General features: G+C 59.7%; 8 protein-coding genes. All 8 read right to left on the reverse strand.

Going from position 1 to position 18,988, the window contains the following annotated elements; translation table 11 throughout:
* Positions 1 to 2 precede the first annotated feature (2 nt).
* Positions 3 to 4,013, reverse strand: coding sequence for a hypothetical protein (locus tag L3X40_RS03135; protein WP_237364325.1), 4,011 nt, complete (start codon positions 4,011 to 4,013; stop codon positions 3 to 5).
* 86 nt (positions 4,014 to 4,099) lie between these two features.
* Positions 4,100 to 5,917: a hypothetical protein gene (locus L3X40_RS03140; protein ID WP_237364326.1), complete on the reverse strand. Its 1,818-nt coding sequence runs from the start codon at positions 5,915 to 5,917 to the stop codon at positions 4,100 to 4,102.
* 113 nt (positions 5,918 to 6,030) lie between these two features.
* Positions 6,031 to 7,998: a heme-binding protein gene (locus L3X40_RS03145; RefSeq protein ID WP_237364327.1), complete on the reverse strand. Its 1,968-nt coding sequence runs from the start codon at positions 7,996 to 7,998 to the stop codon at positions 6,031 to 6,033.
* Positions 7,995 to 9,398, reverse strand: a complete 1,404-nt coding sequence (locus L3X40_RS03150; protein ID WP_237364328.1) for a cytochrome c family protein — start codon at positions 9,396 to 9,398, stop codon at positions 7,995 to 7,997. The genes L3X40_RS03145 and L3X40_RS03150 overlap by 4 nt, the downstream gene beginning before the upstream one ends.
* A 146-nt stretch (positions 9,399 to 9,544) precedes the next feature.
* Positions 9,545 to 10,987 (reverse strand): aldehyde dehydrogenase family protein, encoded by a 1,443-nt coding sequence (locus tag L3X40_RS03155; RefSeq protein WP_237364329.1) that lies wholly within the window; start codon positions 10,985 to 10,987, stop codon positions 9,545 to 9,547.
* Positions 10,984 to 12,630, reverse strand: a complete 1,647-nt coding sequence (locus L3X40_RS03160) for an acetolactate synthase large subunit (protein ID WP_237364330.1) — start codon at positions 12,628 to 12,630, stop codon at positions 10,984 to 10,986. Before L3X40_RS03160 ends, L3X40_RS03155 begins: the two co-directional genes overlap by 4 nt.
* A 15-nt stretch (positions 12,631 to 12,645) precedes the next feature.
* Entirely contained in the window at positions 12,646 to 17,217 is a 4,572-nt protein-coding gene (locus L3X40_RS03165) for a beta strand repeat-containing protein (protein ID WP_237364331.1), read from the reverse strand.
* A gap of 2 nt (positions 17,218 to 17,219) precedes the next feature.
* Positions 17,220 to 18,950 (reverse strand): ShlB/FhaC/HecB family hemolysin secretion/activation protein, encoded by a 1,731-nt coding sequence (locus tag L3X40_RS03170; protein ID WP_237364332.1) that lies wholly within the window; start codon positions 18,948 to 18,950, stop codon positions 17,220 to 17,222.
* Between the last annotated feature and the right edge of the window lie 38 nt (positions 18,951 to 18,988).

Genomic DNA, 18,988 nt, shown 5'->3' on the forward strand with positions numbered 1-18,988 from the left:
TGTTATTTGCCCAGCAGCATCGGTGGCCGCCACCCTGACATGTCCACGTCATCGCGCACTTTGTATGGAATGCCGCGCGAATTGAGGAACAACCGCTCCATTTCCGGGCGGGTGAAGGGGCGGGAGCCCAGGCGGCCAAACACAGCGATCTGTCCGCCGGTTTCGTCCACCGCGCGGTCGCGGTCGAGGCCCTTTGAAAGAGCCAGCGCCGGACTGGGGGTTTTGGCCCAGGCGATCAGTTCAGGCTTCGGCGCGGGTGAGAAGCCATAGAAATTGGGCTGACTGTCCGGGCTGGTCAGTTGCAGGACTTTCAAGCCGTTTCGTCCATCTGCGACATAAGCGAACAGTGATGCGTTGGTGCTGGCCACGATCACATCCTCGGCATCGTTCAACTGACCGCCGAAGGTCTCTTTGGCATAGATTTTGGGCTTCAATGGATTGGTGATGTTGACGATGACAAGACCGTCTTCCTTGGCGGCGACATAAGCATAAGTGCGGGCCAGATACAGGCGGCGGGCATTGGTGAGCGGGATCGTTCCCGAGGGGACAGCCACCGGATCGTCCATTTTCGTCACGTCGAACAGCTTGACGCCATCCTTGTCCGTCACCCAGAGATAACGGAATTGCAGAGCGGAAGCGCGTGCATCCTCAAGAGGCCGGACGGCGGCGAGGCGGGGTTTGAGCGGGTTGTCGAGGTCGACAACGACAAGGCCCTTGTCCGCTGTGATATAAGCGAAATGTCCCGCCAACGTGATATGACGTGCGCCCTTGAGTACGTCATCTTCATTCCATGTCACGGCGCGTTTGAGAAAATTATTCTGGAAATCGCCATCGGCCATGGTGTCGATGTTGACGAGGATCAGGCCTTCCACGCTGTCGGTGACGACCGCGTAATTATAGATGGGATGGAAGGCTTGTTCCTGGTTGATCTTGCGCAGTTCCGACGTGTTGCGCAGGGGATTGATTGGCTGGTTGGTGGCCAGCGCCATGCAGGTGGCGTTCTTTGTTTTGACGCGCGTATCATGACCCAGCGGAGAGAAGGGCGCCGACACAATACGTTCGGAAAAGCCCTTGTTGCCGATCGATGCAATGTCATAGACGCGGAAACCGCCTTTGCCTTCGGCCAGAAACATATATTCGCCGCGCATCTGCAAGCAACCGACGCGACCCTTGGTTCCCTGGGTGATGTTGGCGAATTCCTCCAGCGCCTGCGTCTCGCCCGACAGTTTCTTGTCGAAGGTCTTGCCGCGCACCCAGTTCTTGAGTTCGCGCTTGTTCTGATCGACATGGAGTTTCCAGTAATCGGGATAGGCATATTTCTGGAGATAGGAGCCGATCACCGCCTGCGGCTCATCCCATTCGGTGATGCGCACGGCCTCGAACCCGTCTTCCAGCCCGGTCCAGGCATGCAGCCCCACGAAATTCACAGTATTGGTGCCAAGCAACAGCAACTGCGCCATGATGGCGTTGTTGTCATTGTCCGCCGACAAATGGCAATCAGTGCACTGCTTGGTTTCGGTTTTGCGCACCGTATGGGGGAAATGCGGGGCAAAGGCCTGTGATGAAAAACCGATCCCACTGATGGGTGGTTGCTGGATATAGATGCGTTCACGGTTGATGTTCGTTGAAGAGAGCACCAGCGCGGAGGTGGACCGGACCGGCGCGATTTGATTGCCCTTGGTGGTCATGTGACGGCCGAGCTGGAACATGTCCTCGCGCGCGACCTGTGGGTTGTAGGTCGCAAAATTCCGGGATTCCTCGCCCTCGAAATGATGGTCCTTGGTCTTCCAGTTCGCCTCGATCGGCAAATGACACCCGCCGCAACTCGTCGTCCATGACAGGTGACAGGTGAAGCACGCCATCTCTTCTTCTTTATGTGCCCGGTCGGCCTTGGCGATGCCGGGGCCAAAGGCGAATGTGCCGTCCTCCGCCCCTGACTTGCTCATCAGCTTGGCGCGTGCCGCCTTGGCATTGAAATGCGGATTGCCCTTGCTCACGCTGTCTTTGACCAGACTGATTTCCCATTGCAGATCAGGATCGACGATGGAACGCTGGATCAGGGTTCGATTTCCGGCGGCATCGTAAATCCATTCGAACCGCCGCTTGCCGTCAGGATTGCGGAGCAGGGCAAGGTTATTACCCCCTGGCCGCGCTGCGGGACCAGAGGTCAACAGGGACGGATAGGCGTCAGCAGTGCCGTGGCAATCCTTGCAGCCAATTTCCACCGCATTGGCGACCTCACCATAAATCAGGCCATTGCCGTGAGCGTCCTGCGCGAAATGGCAGTCGGCGCATTGCAGGCCCTTTTCGGCGTGAATGTCCATCATGTGCACGGTCTTGCCCGGATTGACGCCGGGGGGTGTGAACTTGCCTTCGCCTTTCTTGCGCCATTTTTCAGGGTCGTCATTGGCGACGCGCTTGCCGTCGGCGTCAAGCAGGTTGCCCTCCCGGTCGCGCTTCAGGATAGCGCGGAAATTCCAGCCATGACCGTGATAGTCGGCGAACTGCGTGTCCTTCAGTTCAGGGTTCAGGTCATAGACATTGCGCAGGAAGTCCAGATCCGCCCATTTGCCCTTGGGTGAGGCACCTTCGGGATTGCGTTGCAGTACGCTGAAAACTTCCTCAGCGGTTGGGTATTTCTGCTTTTCCGGCCACATATGGGGCGCGTCGGATTCATAGTCCCACATGGTGTAGCCGAGATAGCTGTTCAGGAAGATATTGGGCTGATGCATGTGGCAATTCATGCACTGACTGGTCGGGATTGCGCGGGTGAAGGCGTGGCGCAGCGGATGGCCGCTTTCCTTCATACCGGGTTCTTTCAACGCGCCGTGGCTGTCGCCTGCATGACCGTCATCATGTCCGGCCGCTTTGCCCGCCATCTTGTCCTTGATCGTGGGATCGATGGTGATTGTCTGCCCGTCGCGACCATATTTCGCATAGGTCAGGCTGTGCCGCGGTTCGCGGTCGTTGGCATAGATGACATGACAGCTTGCGCAGCCCGAATGGCGGTAATCGCCGGGCTGGTCATTGGTGCCCATGAACCAGGTAAAGGGGTCGTTCAGGCGCGTCTTGTGGATGTTGAGCACCGGAATGGCGACACGCAAGCCGGTGCCGGGCCCACGGCTCGACTGCTTCAGATCGGGGCGGCCCGGTTCCTCCAGCCGCTGGATCGAGCCGGTTGGGCTGGGCAGGCCGATTTCGGGGAATTGCGTTGCAATATTGCGGCCGCCACGTTCGAACACGCGGAAAATGTCGCCCGGTGGGACAACCTGCCAAGTGGGGAGAGGATAGAGTTCCCCCAGCGCGCCGCGCTTTTTCTGTTCCTCGGTGACAGTGCCGGGCGGCGTGCCGGGTGAAACGATCTTCGCCGGTTCACCGTCCCTGGTGAAGGCTTCACCGAAAATATAGTTTTTGAACGGCACGATGCCGTTATTATAGGCCGCTCCACCCCACAGCATCGCGCCTGACGCCATCAGCGAGCGTTCCGCCGCCTCAATGGTTTCGATATGGCAAGACCCGCATGCTTCCCGCGCAACGCGATAGTCGCTTGGATTGACGAAACGGACGAATTCGGGCGCTTCCTTGTTCAGCAGGGCATAGCTGCGCTTGGGATTGGCAGAAGACGGAAAGTGCCAGCTTTCCGGGTACATGGGCAGGACGTGCGCCTTGTTGCGCGCGGCGACATAGGCGGGATCGTCATGGGCGAGGTTTGCGTTACCCATCACGCTGGCATCGCCGCCATGGCAATCGACGCAGCCCAGTTTGACGGCGGGCGTTGCGTGCATGCTCGGCTGATCGGTTTGCACGTGACAACTGAAGCAACCCGATGATTTCGCCACCACGTCCGCATCGGTCTGGCTCATCGGGGCGGGCGCGGCATGGGCGTAGGTACGCTGCACCGGCTTTTCATCGCCACTGGCAAGCGTGGCGCTGGCCGGGATGAGAAGGAAGAGGGCAAGGAGCGCCCATACCGTCAACTTCAGTCCGTCATTCCCGCGAAGGCGGGAATCCATTTCCCGCATTCTCCACAGACACAAGGCCAGGGGATGGATTCCCGCCTTCGCGGGAATGACGAGTGAAAAGAGATTACGGAACCTCATCAGAATGTCACAATCGCGTTGGCGAGGATGGAATAATAAGTGTCATTCCCGTCGCGGTTGGTGAAGAGGTCCCTGAAACCATCGCCGGGTGCAAGCGCCGCAGCGGACAAGCGGAATACGATGTTTTGCGTGGCTTTTGGACGCCAGATCGCAGCAGTGCTCAGATCCCATCCAATGTCCCGCGGAATGCTGCCTTCATTCCGCAGCACTTGCAGCGTCGCCGTGTTTTCGAACCAGAGGTGATTGGCATTGGCCGACAGGCGCAGCGTCGGCAATATATCGAAATCCGCCCCGGCGCCCAGCAGGATGGTGCCCGGATTGTTGAAATTGCTCTGCCCCTGCTCCTTGGATGAGCGCAGGCTGTTCAATATACCATTGCGGCCGTTAACGCCGATAGCGCGCCCGCCGCCAGCGAAGGGGATGGTCTGTCGAATCCAGTAGCTGGTATCCGCGCCCGCGAAGATCGGGTTTTCGAATATGGCATCGAAACCGTTTTCGCTATTGTCGTAGGGATCGCTATCACCACTGGCGAACAGGCCGGAAGCGCGGAAGCGCATCCAGTCATGGTCGTAGCTGAGTTCGGCGGCGGCGAAGAAGGCGCGGATGTCTGCCTTTTCGCTCGTGAAGAAGCTGTTGCGGTCCTCCCCCAGAGCGCCATAAAGCGAGGCGGTGACGTTGATCCGCCCGATCCGTCCGTCCGCATTGTAGCCCAGATACACAACGTCGTAATCCCGTCCGCGCAGATCGCCGAGCAGGGCGGGGCGGACGGGGAAGCCGTTATCGTCCACCTCAATCCGCCCCGCTTCGCGGTTGCGGTTGTAGACCGCCGTCACCTGACTCGTCAGGCCGGGAAAGGGCAGGTCCTGCCGATAGAGGTTGGCGATAAATACGAAATCGTCGCGCGGGCGCTGAACCACGCTGTTGAGGCCGCTGTTGGTGTCCTTTTCCAGCCGCCAGAATGCGCCGAGATTGAACTGGAAACGATTATTGTCGCGATTGCCGAAGAACCGGATGCCAAGCTGCTGATCGTTGAACAGGAAGCCGCGGAAATCGCTCTGGAATGGCTGGATGCCGACGCGGATGGACTCGAAGTCGTAGCGGTCCGAGGTATTGCGCAGGTGATAGTCGATAAAGGCTTCCTGCACGCCCAGAAATTGGTCGGTACGGTGGCTCGGTTTCGACGGCTGCACGAACAGGACGCGCCGCTCGGGCACATCCACATGGTTGATGTTATAAGCCAGCGTCAGGCGATATTCGACATCGGGCGGCTTGAAGGCAGTCGCGCCCTTGATGAGCGCCACGCCGCCGATAAAGGTTTGTGACAGGACGTAACTTGCATCCTTGCCGAATACATCAAGACTGCCGGGCCGCTCGGTCGTCTGCACACCAACGGGAACGGGGAAGGTGCGCGGTTCGATGACGGTGTCGCTCACCGCGTTCACCACGATGAACCAATCGTCGCCTTTGATCGGCAACCAGGGAACCTTTGCCCGGTCGATGGGTCGGTCACCCTTCAGCGTATTCTGGTGATAGGGATCGAACCAGCGTTCCTTTACCACGCCGAGTGATTCAATCAGACGCCAGCGGTCGGGGATCGGGAATTCGTCGGTGGGAAAGGCTTCGGGCGGGGGAGGGCGAACCGCACCTTCATTATCCTGCGTAATGCGGTCGGGCAGAGGGCGTTGATAGCCGGGACGCGTGCGGCCTTCGATCAGGGCGTCGTCGGCGGTGGATTCCGGGATGGTGATTTCGGGTTGCTGGTTGGCCTCCGCCTGAGCCAGTTCTGCTCCGTCGCCCCAGCGAAGGCTGGGGTCCATAACTTTTCCCTCCTGAGATACCGTCTGGGGAGAAAGAGATGGGTCCCAACCTTCACTGGGACGACGATCAATGGATTGGGCCATCAATGCCAGAAGGGAAACGCCCAGCATCGTCACAGTCCCTGGCACACGTTTTGTTGGTCCGTGTCGAGGAACGGCGCAAAGGGGCAGCTGACATAGCGCAAGCGAACATCCTTATCGCCTAAATCAACCACGATATTATCGGCGCGAATGCCAGTGGGCGCATTGCCGATGCTACCCACGCGCGATCCGCCGTTATGGAGTCCAAGGAAGCTGATCATGTCGTCCTGATCAATGCCGTCGCCCGACACGCCGATGCCGCCGATCAGCACATTGCCGCGATAGATGGGGACCGAGCCGGGGAAAATCTGAATGCCGTTTTGAAGGCGATTCTGCCCCGCAGCGGCGTCGGGAATGCTGGTGCAGCGCCGATCGGTGTCGGTCGGACTTGCGCCAGTGACGAAGTTCAGATGTTCGACCAGATTATCGATGATGAGCGCGGATTGCAGACCCGTGGAGAACGGGTTGAACTGCGCGATGGGGCGCGATAGCGGGCCGTTGGGTCTTCCCACCTCGCCATCGGGAAAATAGGGCCGTGACAGGTTGCCACCGGACCGGTCGGCAAAGGCGACTTTGCCGGTAAGCGCTGTCTGGTCATCAAGGAAGGTGCGGACTTTTTGCACAAACCCCCGTACATCGCTGCTCGAATCGGCCAGTAGATCGCTGGCGGCATTGGGGCCGGAGAAGAAGGCTGCGGTGCGCGCTTTTTGCAGGGATACATCGGTGCCGAAAATGGGCGCGTCGGGCGAGCGAACGATGCCCAGCACGGCACCGTTTGTATCAACGACAGAAATACTGACCTGTGCCCGACTATCGAGCGGTTGGCGGATTTGCGCGCGGGCGCGGCTCATGATGGCGAAGGCCTCTTCCATCACGGCGCGCACTTCGGCGGCGGTGAGAGGTTGAGTCACGCTATCGGTACCGCCACGGATCGGGAAGCGGTCGGCGCCTGACCCGTCAGTCAGGACAAACGCGTCCGGGTTGCTGAATTCCGTCGTTGTTGCGGGGCGGATGCCGGAATTTTCGCTGCCATAGGCGGTGCCCGCCACGATCATCGGTACTGGCACACCGAAATAGCCGCGCACGCTCACCAATGCGCCCATCGCTCCGTTGGTGGCGGCATAGCTGGCATTGCCGGTCGTCGTCAGACCAGAATAAGGCGCGTCGGAATAGCGCAATTGCGTGCCGTCTACGTAGATTTTGTCGGCGCGAACGCTGGTTGGCGCTTCAAAGCCGAGTGTCCCGGCAAGTGCGATATATTCTTCGGGATCATTGTCCGTGTCGGTTACGTCGGGATCAGAACCATAGACGCCGTCCGCCATCACTCCGATCGCACCGACAACCACGCCATTTTTGTAAAGCGGAAATCCGCCGGGATCAGCGGCTAGACCGAGCGGTGATCGCTTGGGGCCGATCAACGCGCCTGCGCCACTGGATACAAAGCGGCTGGCAAAGTCTGAACAGGGAAGCTGGCTGAATTGCACGCCGAACAGAGGGCCGCTTTCCAAACCCACCGTACCCGGCGCGGGCGGGAAATGTTCCTGCACGATCATGCTCGCCGTGCGGGTGGAGAAAGCGTTGCCGCCGCTCGACAGATAGGCGCCGGTGATCGCTTTGGCGATGGCGCCTGCTTCGGCGGGGAAAGTGACGTTCTGCGCGTCGATATTGTTGCCATTGGGCGCGGCGGAAGAGGTGGCGTTGGCCATAGCGCCGGTCATGCGGAATACGGCCAGCACATTGCCGACCCGATCGGTGACGGCGATGACTGCGGGCAGGCTGCGCGCCTGTGCCTCAGCCGCCGCATTGGCGATGATTTTCTCGACATCAGGAATGGACAGCGATTCCTGAGCAGGCACGGCATAGACCTGTGAAGGCGTGGGCGTCGGGCTGGGCGTGGGTGTGCTACCACCACCTGAACTACCGCTGTCGCCGCCCCCGCAAGAGGACAGGATCAGGGCCGCACTGGTCAACAATATGGATAATTTTCCGGGGTATCTCATTTGAGCGCTCTGATGCTGGCTGCGGCCTGACCCAATGCGGCGCGAAATTCGGTGGGGCGATAGTCGTTGGGGTCCTTCACGGCTGCATAGGCCCGCCCGACATTGGCGCGAATGCCCGCCGCAGCACCGACCGTTACCTGCCCCGAACGGACCAGAGCGTTGAGCAGGGTATCAACGGCCATCACGGCCTGCACCGAGCCTTCATAATCAGTAAAGCGTGCTGAAATGGCATTGCTGGCCAACAGATCGATGACGGCAAAGGTTTGGGCGGGACCAAAATTCGCGCTGCTGAATGCGGTGGTCAATTCCCCTGCGGTCTGGCGCAAGGTGCTGGCCGCGCCGACCGCGGATGCGCGATCGCGAGCGAGGGCGGCATGAAAGGCACGGCTGTTAGCATCGAAACGCGCCGCGATGGCCGGCGCGGCGACTTTGGCGGCAGCCGACAGCATGATCATGTTCTCGTCATTATAGGGCGGCATGCCGCCAGGGATCGGTCGGCCCGGATTTTCGACAAAGGTGCGTACCGCCTTGTCACTGTCATAAATGCGCCGGTGGCAGCTTTGGCAGTCGAAGAAATAGAATTCGGGAAACACGCCGTCATTGCCGATACCATGGTCGGTATAGAGCGACAGCGAGCGTTGCAGCGCCATGCTTTGTCCCACCGCCCACATGCGGACATTATTCGTGCGGCCCTTGCGTGCGGCGTAATCGGCATCTTCGTTATGATGCTGCTGCAAAGTGGAAAACAGGTCGAGTTCGAAACTGATGCGCGGATGACCTGCCGCCATGATCCGGTGCGTAACGAACTGACCGCCATTGGCGCTGCCGAAATGGCAATCGAGACAGACCGATGCGCGGGTGCGGGGATTATCGAGGGCGATCATGCCGTTGGCGACGTTGGATGCGTGGTTTGCGCCCACGGCATAATGGCTGGAAATCCATTGTGACGCCCCGCCATGACAGCTTTCGCAACCAACGCCGTCGCTTAAATGGAACCGCGCGCCGCGTTTGCTGGATGGAGCCGGATCAGCATGGCAGCCAAGGCACATCGGTGCGGTGCTGGCGTCACCAATGCCCAGGTTCCGGGCGATCTGGCGGCCGCGTGCATTTGAGAGGACGGCAAAGGCGCGGCTGTGCGCTCCGCCGGGTGTGGACGGTTCCTGCCAGCGCATCAATTCGTCCTGACGCACGATCTTGCCATCCGCTTCCATCCGGCCATGGCACGTCGTTCCTGCACAGGATGCTACGCCCAGATGGGAATTCCGGTCGCCTGCCGTCGCGGCGTTAATGGGCGGCGTCGACGGCGAGGCGCCAAGGACAAGGGCCAGCGCTGCTGCGACCAGCAACAATGCCACAGCGCATGCGGCGATGGATTTTCCGATGACTCCCCCGACGGACATATATCGCGCCTTTCTTATCAGGGCGTTTGCCCCGACCCCCTTTTCGAAATGCGTTGTTATCAGCGTGGAACCTGATTTTCGCTATCCTATTGCAGGGTTATACCTGTAGGATCAAGCCATGGGCCGCCTATTTTAATTGTTTTCGTTCACTGATTCTGACGCCGCCGGATCACCAGATTGCGGATCTCGGTCATGTCTTCCATCGCAAAACGGATACCCTCGCGGCCCAGCCCCGAATCCTTGACCCCGCCATAAGGCATATTATCGACGCGGTAGCTGGGCACATCATTGATGACGACCCCGCCAACGTCCAGCCGGTCCCAAGCATCCAGCGCCTTGAACAAGTCACGGGTAAATATGCCCGCCTGCAGACCGAATTTGCTGTCGTTCACTTCATCAAGTGCGGCGTTGAAATCGGTAAATTTCGACAGGATTGCGGCTGGACCAAAGGCTTCCTCAGCGAACAGCTTCCGATCGCGGTGGACGCCTTCCAGCAAGGTTGCTTCCAGCATCGCTCCATCCCGCTTGCCCCCGCAAAGCAAGGTCGCGCCGCCCTCCACCGCTTCGGCAATCCAGCCATCAAGGCGGCGGGCTTCGCCTTCGGAAATCATCGGGCCGATGAATGTGGCGCGGTCGTGCGGGTCGCCTGCGACAAGGCTGGCCGCGCGTTTGACCAGCATGCCGCGAAAGCGATCATAAATGTCGGCATGGATAATGATCCGCTGAACACCGATGCAGCTTTGACCCGATTGATAGAAGGCGCCGAAAATGACACGTTCCAGCGCATCTTCCAGATCGGCGTCATGGTCGATAATGACGGCTGCGTTGCCGCCCAGTTCCAGCACGACCTTCTTTTTGCCCGCTCGGGCCTTCAAATCCCAGCCGACATCGGGCGATCCGGTGAAGGAAAGCAGCTTGAGCCGGTCATCCGTGGTAAACAGATCCGCACCCTCCCGATGGGCTGGCAGGATTGAAAATGCGCCTTTGGGAAGGTCGGTTTCGGCGAGAATTTCGCCCATAATGATCGCGCCCAGCGGCGTCCGGCTCGCTGGTTTCATGACGAAAGGACAGCCGACCGCCAGCGCGGGTGCAATTTTATGCGCGGCCAGGTTCAGCGGAAAGTTGAAGGGCGAAATGAAGGAGCAGGGGCCAATGGGCACGCGCTTCCACATGCCCTGATAACCCTTTGCCCGCGGGGATATGTCGAGCGGTTGCACCTCGCCCGTCATTCGCACGGATTCCTCGGCGGCGATACGGAATGTGTCGATCAGGCGCGTAACTTCGCCTTCGGCATCCTTTATCGGTTTGCCTGCTTCGACGCACAAAGCATAGGCCAGTTCGTCGAAACGTTCACGAAACCGGGCTACGCAATGGTTCAGGACATTCTGCCGTTCATAGCTGGCCATGCGGGCCATCGGTTCGGCTGCTGCGACCGCACCGGCAATCCCGGCGTCGATGGTGGCGGCATCGGCCTGCGCACAGCGAAAGGCGACCTTGCCTGTGAACTTGTCGGTCACGGCCAGATCGGTGTTAGGCTGTTCCGCCTTGTTGTTCAGGTAAAGCGGATAGATGTCCTTCAACTGGTTCATATCTTGGCACTTAATTCCTTGATTTCGACATTCAATATCCGGTCATTGTCGGAATAATCAACGGGACACTCAATCAGTTGCACCCCTTTGGCATTCAGACATTGTTCCAGCAGACCGGGCAGCATTTCCGCACTGGTCACGCGATGGCCAGTGGCGCCATAGCTTTCGGCATATTTGACGAAATCGGGATTGCCATAGGTCAGGCCCCAATCCTTGAACCCCATATTGGCCTGTTTCCAGCGGATCATGCCATAGCTGTTGTCGTTCAGGATCAGAACGGTGATGTTAAGGTCAAGGCGAACCGCTGTTTCCATTTCCTGACTGTTCATCATGAAGCCGCCATCGCCGCAGATCGCCATCACCTTGCGATCAGGATAGACCATCGCTGACGCCATGGCGGACGGCAGTCCGGCGCCCATGGTGGCCAGTGCGTTGTCCAGCAGCACCCGGTTGGGTCCATGCGCCTTGTAATTGCGGGCGAACCATATTTTGTAGACCCCGTTGTCGAGCGCAATGATGCCGTCGGCCGGCATGACCTGACGCACCGCCTTTACCAGATAGGGTGGATAGATGGGGCAACGCCTGTCGTCGTCCAGCGTTTGTGTGTGCAATTCTTCCGCCTTGCGCGCGCGCATCATCGCGTCGAAATTCCACGCGGCTGAAGGAACGATGTCTTCCTTCATCTGCCAGATGGCGTTGGCGATGTCGCCGATCACCTCAATCTGCGGGAAATAGACGGGATCAACTTCCGCCGGGTTCATGGATACGTGGACAACCTCTGTCCCGCCCTGCTTCATGAAGAAAGGCGGCTTTTCGATCACGTCATGACCGACATTGACGATCAGGTCCGCTGCTTCAATGGCCCGATGGACGAAGTCGCCAGCCGACAGGGCCGCGCAGCCCAGGAATTTGGGGCTGTGCTCATCGACGACACCCTTGCCAAGCTGTGTCGTGACAAATGGAATGCCGGTCTTTTCGATGAACTGGCTCAACATGCGGCCGGTCATCGTGCGGTTTGCACCGCCGCCAATGACCATGATCGGCGATTTTGCGGCTTCCAGCCGATGCACGGCGGCGCGAACACCTTTGGCCTCCGCAGTCGGGCGGCGGGAAAGGCTGCGCTTGAGTGGGCGACTGTCGGTCTGTTCGTCGGCTACATCCTCTGGAAATTCCAGATGTACGGCACCGGGCTTTTCCTGTTCGGCAAGGCGGAAGGCCTCGCGGATGCGGCTGGGGATATTGTCCGCAGAGGCCAGTTGGTGCGTATATTTGGTGATCGGTCCCATCATGTCGACGACATCGAGAATCTGGAAGCGGCCCTGCTTGCTTTTCTTGATCGGCTTTTGACCCGTGATCATCAATATCGGCATGCCGCCCAGCTGCGCATAGGCGGCCGCCGTGACCAGATTGGTCGCCCCGGGACCGAGTGTGGAAAGGCACACGCCCGTCTTGCCGGTATGACGGCCATAGGTTGCGGCCATGAATCCGGCGCCCTGTTCATGACGGGTAAGGATCAGTTTGATCGAATTGGAACGCGAAAGACTGTCAAGAAAATCGAGATTTTCCTCACCCGGAACCCCAAAGACATATTCGACGCCTTCTTCTTCAAGGCATTGAATGAAGAGGTCCGAGGCCTTCGTCATAATCCATACTCCTTATCAGGGGTTGCAGCCTGCTTCAGTGGTTTCGTCACAGGCTGGCATCCACAAGTCGTCGTTACCGGCGCCAGTGACCGGCTCGTCAATCAAGGGTGGGTAGCCAAAGGGTTGGAAATCCTGAAGTTCCACTGTCATCGTCGGGAACAAATTGCCGCCGCTGGTGCTGCCGTCGTGGCGTTCGGGGTCAAGCGGTTCTTCGATCGTTTCATATGGAGGCGGATCTATTGGTATGTTCACGTTGGTGATACAGGCCGTGGGGCTGGCGAGCAGGCAACCGTTGACCGTCGAACGGGGGTCGAAACTGCCACTGGTTGGGCCGACCACGCCATTGACCCGCACCAAGGGAACGACGCTAAAGCCCGTCAACACGCTACCAGTCGCCGGGTCAACCAATTGTCCGTTGACGATGATCCGGGTATTGGCGGAACCCGTTACGATGTCGAGCGTATCAGTGAGCGCCACAAAGCCGCGCCGGTCGTCAGCGGCCCCAGACACGCCAATATTCTGGATATAAAGGCCGCTGCCTACATTTGCGAAAATCGTCGCCGCGCTGATTACCGGAGTATTGCGGTTGATACCATCATTCTGGGCCAGACGGGTGGTGGCACCGGGCATCGTGGCTCCTTGTACATCTGCAATCGCTGATGCTGTGGCGATGAAAACCTCATTCGCGTCAAAATTGAGCTGGCCTATCAGGCCGCCACTGCCATCGGACAGGCTGATTGAAGCGTTTGCCGCATCGACCATGATTGCATTGGCAGCGTTCAGGAAAAGCTGGTTCCCCGCACCCAGTCCGGTCAGTGCTACATCGCCCAAGACGCTGATATCGCCAAACGAATTGATCGAAAGCGAACCGGTTGGGCCGATATTCCCTGCCGAACTCGTCGCTGTGCTGGATATGGTGAAACTGTTGATCACGACATCCTGTCCGGCAGAACCGGCAAACGTGATGCTGTTCGCAAACAAACGACCAATCTCGGCGGCAGACAGGCTGTATCCTGCCGTGGTGTTTGTTCCGCCAATATAGGTTGTGAGACCACTGTTGCTGTTGGCGAGCGATATGCTGGTCGTGGAGCCAGCTGTTCCGATCTGGGCACCCGGCGCGATCACGATGTTGCCTGAACTTATGTCGATGCTTTGGCCCTGCGCCGAACCGTTGAACGTTGCCGTGCCGACGGTATCGATGCTGAGGCTGGTGCCGGTGAGGGTCGTGGCCGAAACATTACCTGCCGCGCTGGCAAGGCTGAGCGTACCCGATGCGGTGCCAGTACCTATGGTCACGCCATTATCGGCAGCCAGGGCCAGGTTCCCGGCAGTGGCCGTCGCATTGGTCACGTTGAGCGCGCCTGAGGAATGGACGTCGATGGATTGGGCGGTAAACTGCGCAGTGCCACTGGTGATCAGATCGTTGGCGGTGATGGCGCCGCTTGCATTGACCAGAAGCGTTCCGCCGACAGTGAAGATGCCCGATCCGCTGCTGTTGAAATCGACGTTCCCCGGAACGTCTATCACCGCGTTGCCGCCGATCCTGAACGGCGCACCCGATCCAGTGAAGTAGAAGCCCGACATGTTGCCGACCGGAGCACCCGATCCAAGGGCGGAGAAATTACCTGCAACAGCCAAGCCGTTATAGCTGCCTGTGCGGGCGACTTCGATTCGGCCGGAATTGCTGGTGCTGCCAAAACCGCTGACATCGAGTGCAAGAGCGGTGAGGGTGCGGGCAATCACTGGTGCGGTGGTCGCGCTATAGCTGAAACCAGCCAGACCGCCGCTACCGCTGCCGTCCAGGCCATTGGGGAGGCCGAGGCTGGAGACGCCGCCGGTGCCGCCTATGCCCAACGCTTCGACGGTCACGCTGTTCAGCGTATAATCCGCGTTACCCGTTTCGAGGCGTGCCGTGCCGCCGAAGCCGCTACCGCCATCGCCGGTGTTGCCGCTGCCTTGATTATCTCCACCCAGACCGCCCCTGCCATCGGCAGAGACGGATAGGGAGGAAAGTGTCACATTACCCCCCAGCAGCGAGAGCGAGGCAGTTCCGCCCGTGCCCGTTCCACCCGCTCCGGCATTGCTGGCGCCGCTCGTAAAGATATCGCCGCCATCGCCGCCGCCGCCAGCGGCTGCCACATCCAGAGATGTCGCGCTGAGCGTTCCGCCGCTCCATGTCGCGCTGACCGTGCCGCCTAAACCATTGCCGCCGCTAGTCACATCGCCGTCGAAAGTGCTTCCGCTGGCACCACCTGCGCCATAGGCATGCACATAGATATTCGCGGCATTAAGCGCGCCTGCGGTTCCCACCAACTGTGTCGTTCCGCCAAAGCCATTGCCTGTCACACCCATCAGCCCGGCATCGCTGGGTGACTGCGCATAGCCACCTTCGCCCGTCGTGAAAATGCTTAGATCGGTGGTGATATTGGCGGTTCCGTCATTCACATTGAATATCGACTGCCCGCCAAAGCCATCACCCGCAGTGAAGGGCGTTGGCCCAAAACTCTCCCCCGCCGCGCCGCCATAGCCGCTGGCGCTCAGATCAAGCGAGTTGGCCGTCAATGTGCCGCCGAGAAGGTCGATCGTTGCTGTGCCGCCATGACCGTCGCCGCCACTGCCAACGCTGAAAAATTCGACATTGTCGGGCAGCCCATAGCCGTCGGCGCTGACCATCAGATCGCCAAAGCTCATGGCGGCCGTGCCATTTGCTCCTGACAGCAGCTGAATCACGACATCGCCGCCCGTGCCTGTACCGGTCGTCCCGCCATCAGGCGTATCGCCGCCAAAGCCGCTCGCCGAGATATTGAACGTCCCGTCCGACGTGAACGATCCATCCGATGCGGTCAGCATAATGCTGCCGCCCATGCCCTGTCCGCCCGTGGGACCCGTGCCGCCTACTCCATCCGCCCTGATTGAGCAGTTACTGCATGCCGTGATGGATAAGCTTCCGCCGTCGATACTGATCTGTGCGGTCCCGCCAACAGCATTGCCGCCATTTTGCGGCGTGAGCTGCGAGAAAAAGGCGTTGCTGGCCGACACGTCCATGCTGAGGTCGCTGGCGCTGATGCTGCCCGAATTGACGGTAAGCAGGGCGGTGCCGCCTGTGGCGAGGCCCGAAATGGATTCGCCATAGCCGCCCGCCGCCATCGACAACAGATTGAGACTGCCCGTGCTGATATTGCCGCCGGTCACGCGCAGTTCGGACGTTCCACCTGTGGCGCTGCCGCCGGTCGCGCCCGGGGTGAAATCGTCGGCACCGATAGCGCTGCTGTCCACGGTCAGCGTGCCGGTGACGTTGATCTGACCCACTGGCGGCGTGCTGAATGGGATGCCATCGGCATATACGGTCGCCATGCCGCCTGCCCCGTCAAGCCCGGCGTAAACTGTCAGGTCGCTTGCAGCATTGATGGTTTCGCCGTTGTCGGCGCCGACAGTGACGGCATTGACCGCCTTCAGCGTAGTGGCGTCATTGAAATTGATCGTGCCAAAGCTGGTGGGGCTGACCGTGATCGAACCGCTGGCCTGTGCATCGAGGGCAGGATCATAGGTGCCGTTGCCGATCGAAATATTCGCGGCTGCCGTGGAAGCGTTGTTGGGTGCGCTCTGCTGCAAGCCGAAGCTGATGTCATGTCCGGCCGAAAGCACGATGGCGCTGTCCTGCACGCTGGCCATGGCGGCCGGCGAATAGCCGATAGTGCCGGACAACAGCATTGTCAGCGCATTGTTTTTGGGCATGGCAGCCATGAAGACGCGCTGCGTACTGGTGTCGGGCGTTACATTGGTCGTGCCGCTATGGACGACGCCATTGGCATCACCCGTACCTGTGCCGAATGCTATATCGAACAGGCCGCCGTTGATCGTAATGTCCACCGCTTCCGCGCCGACATAAGCGGCTGAACCGTTGACGTTGACGGTGCCGCCCTGCACCACGCGCGGTGCGACCAGTGCGACATAGCTGCCCGTAGCAAGAGCATTGATCTGCGCGCCCGATTGGATCGCCACGCTGGACGTGCTGTTCGTCGCGCCGGTGAAACTGATTTGTCCACCCGCGCCGAAAAGATAATTGCCGGCCACATTCGTGGGATCGACGGCGATTGTGTTTGTGGTGAGCAGCAGGCTGCCCACATTGAACGTGGCTGTTGACCCCACGATGATGCCGCCGGGGGAATAAAACCATATTGCGCCGCCCGCCTGACTCTGCACCGATCCATTGAGCGAAATCGCACGCGTTGCGTCTGTCGGCTGGATACGGTTAAGGACGGTGAAAGTCGGAAGCGTGGGGCTGCCGGAATCCTGAAATATGGCCGTGCTGCCGTTCGGCAGGAAGTTTATCGTACCGGTGCCGCTTGTGTCTGTCGGCGCCCAGTCGAGCACCACCTGATCGGAAAATACCGTAATAGTGTCAGTGTTGCCGGACTGGCCCACGGATGCCGAGCCGGCCGTGAGGGTCGGGGTGCCCTGAAAGGCCTGGCCATGGACTAGCGGTGTGCGCGCCATCGCAGCAAGCGTCAGCGCGATGGCGCATCCGTGGAGCAGAGGCGCATATTTGCGATGGCGCATTGCGGGGCTCATGGCGTTGCTGTTCATTATTACCTCCACGGCACAAGCTTGGTGGTAAGCGAAAAGAGCAGGCGTGCATCGCCCTTTTTCGTCTGGAAACCCGCGCGTTCCAGGGGCACGGCCAGCGTGATGTCGAATCGGGCGTGATTGCTCCAGGCGCCCCTTATGCCACCGCCCACGGATGTCAGTTTTTGCGGATCACTGCCGCTATAGGCCACATCCTCATTCCATATCCATGCGCTGTCGACGAACACAAAGGGCTGGATCGCGACGGCGCCCGGCTTTCTGGGCACGATGCTGCCATAGCGCATTTCGGCCTGTAGTCCGATGCCGCTGTCGCCGATGATCGTACCCGGATCATAGCCGCGCCCGACGCTGTAATTGCCCGCCGACATGCCCTCATAACTGAACAGCGCATCGCTGCTATATTGCATGCGCGGGGACAGGCTGAATGTCAGCGTCGGTATTGGACGATATTCGCCATAGGCCGATGCGCGCAGGACAAAGGCGGTCGGGTCGGCTGCTACTCCAGGCATGGGTTTGCTGGCATCGAGAATGGAAAGCCCCTGTCGCGCCTCCAGCGACCCGCCCAACCGCCAGAGCGGTTCGGCGGCATTATAGCCTGTGGTGCTGGCAAGGCTCGCGCCGTCGATCACGTCATAATCGACCCGCGCGAACAGAACGCGCAGTTTGTCGTTGGACAATGTTACCGGCCCGAAACCCACTTTCTGATCGACCAGATCGAAACCGGCGCTGCCCAGCAAATTCTGCGACTGCCGCCGGATGAACGGGTAGCTGGCGGCAAGGCTGGCGATGAGTGTTTCGGATTTGATATCCAGCCCGATATCGGGCTTTGTCCATGCATAGGTGATATCGCCCGCCACGCGCAGACCATCATGACCGACAAAAAAGCTGTGTCCCGCCTGCAGCACGGTCTGTTCGGAAAATTCGGCGGTGTTGAAAAGGCTGAATGTGGTTGCATCGCCAAGGCCGGTCAGGTCGTTTACCTGTACGCGGACAAGGCCGCCAAAGCGTCCCGTTTCATGTGATCCATAATTCTGGATATTGGCATCGACCTGTATTCTTTGCCGGGTAACGCTGACTTCGCCTATGACCTCACCCGGTCCGGCATTGGCGGGCCGCAAGGTCAGACGGACATCATATCCGGGCAGGTCGCGCGCCAACAGCAAATGCCGCTCGGCCTCACGAATATTGAAAAGCGGCAGGCCTTTTACGGCCTCCAGATGCGCAGCGATCAGCCGCTCGCTTCTGCCCGCATCGCCGCGCACCTGGATAGCGACCAGTTTCGCCAGCAACACGTCGAAGCGCACAACGCCGCCTTTTTCAAGGCGCTGCGGCGGCACCTGAACGGCGGCGAGGTAACCGGCGTTGCGCAGGATAGTCGCGGCTGAATCACGAATTTCGCAAAGCGTAGCGATCGGCACTTCGCGTCCGGCGTAGCTTTCCCACGCAGGACGCAGCATGTCGGAGGAGAGGCCCTGCAACCCATCGAATTCGGCACCTGACAGGGTGACGGTCAAATCGGCATATTGAGGATCGGCCAGCGGGCAGGGCGCCCGTTCGATGCCGCCCTCCACGGTCAGCCTGGACGGACGTTGCGTTTCGGTGAGCGGTGGGCGTCCACGCTCAATTTCCTCACGTGTCGGCGCGTTGACGGCCTGGGCCAGAAGATCAGCCGGAACCAGCGCGGAACCCGTTAGTAAAATTGCAAATGCGCGCCCTAAACCCGGCAGGTCCATGATGATTGTTCCCCCTATTGTTCCCCGCATGTTTGCGA

The sequence above is a fragment of the Rhizorhapis sp. SPR117 genome, from assembly GCF_021742065.1.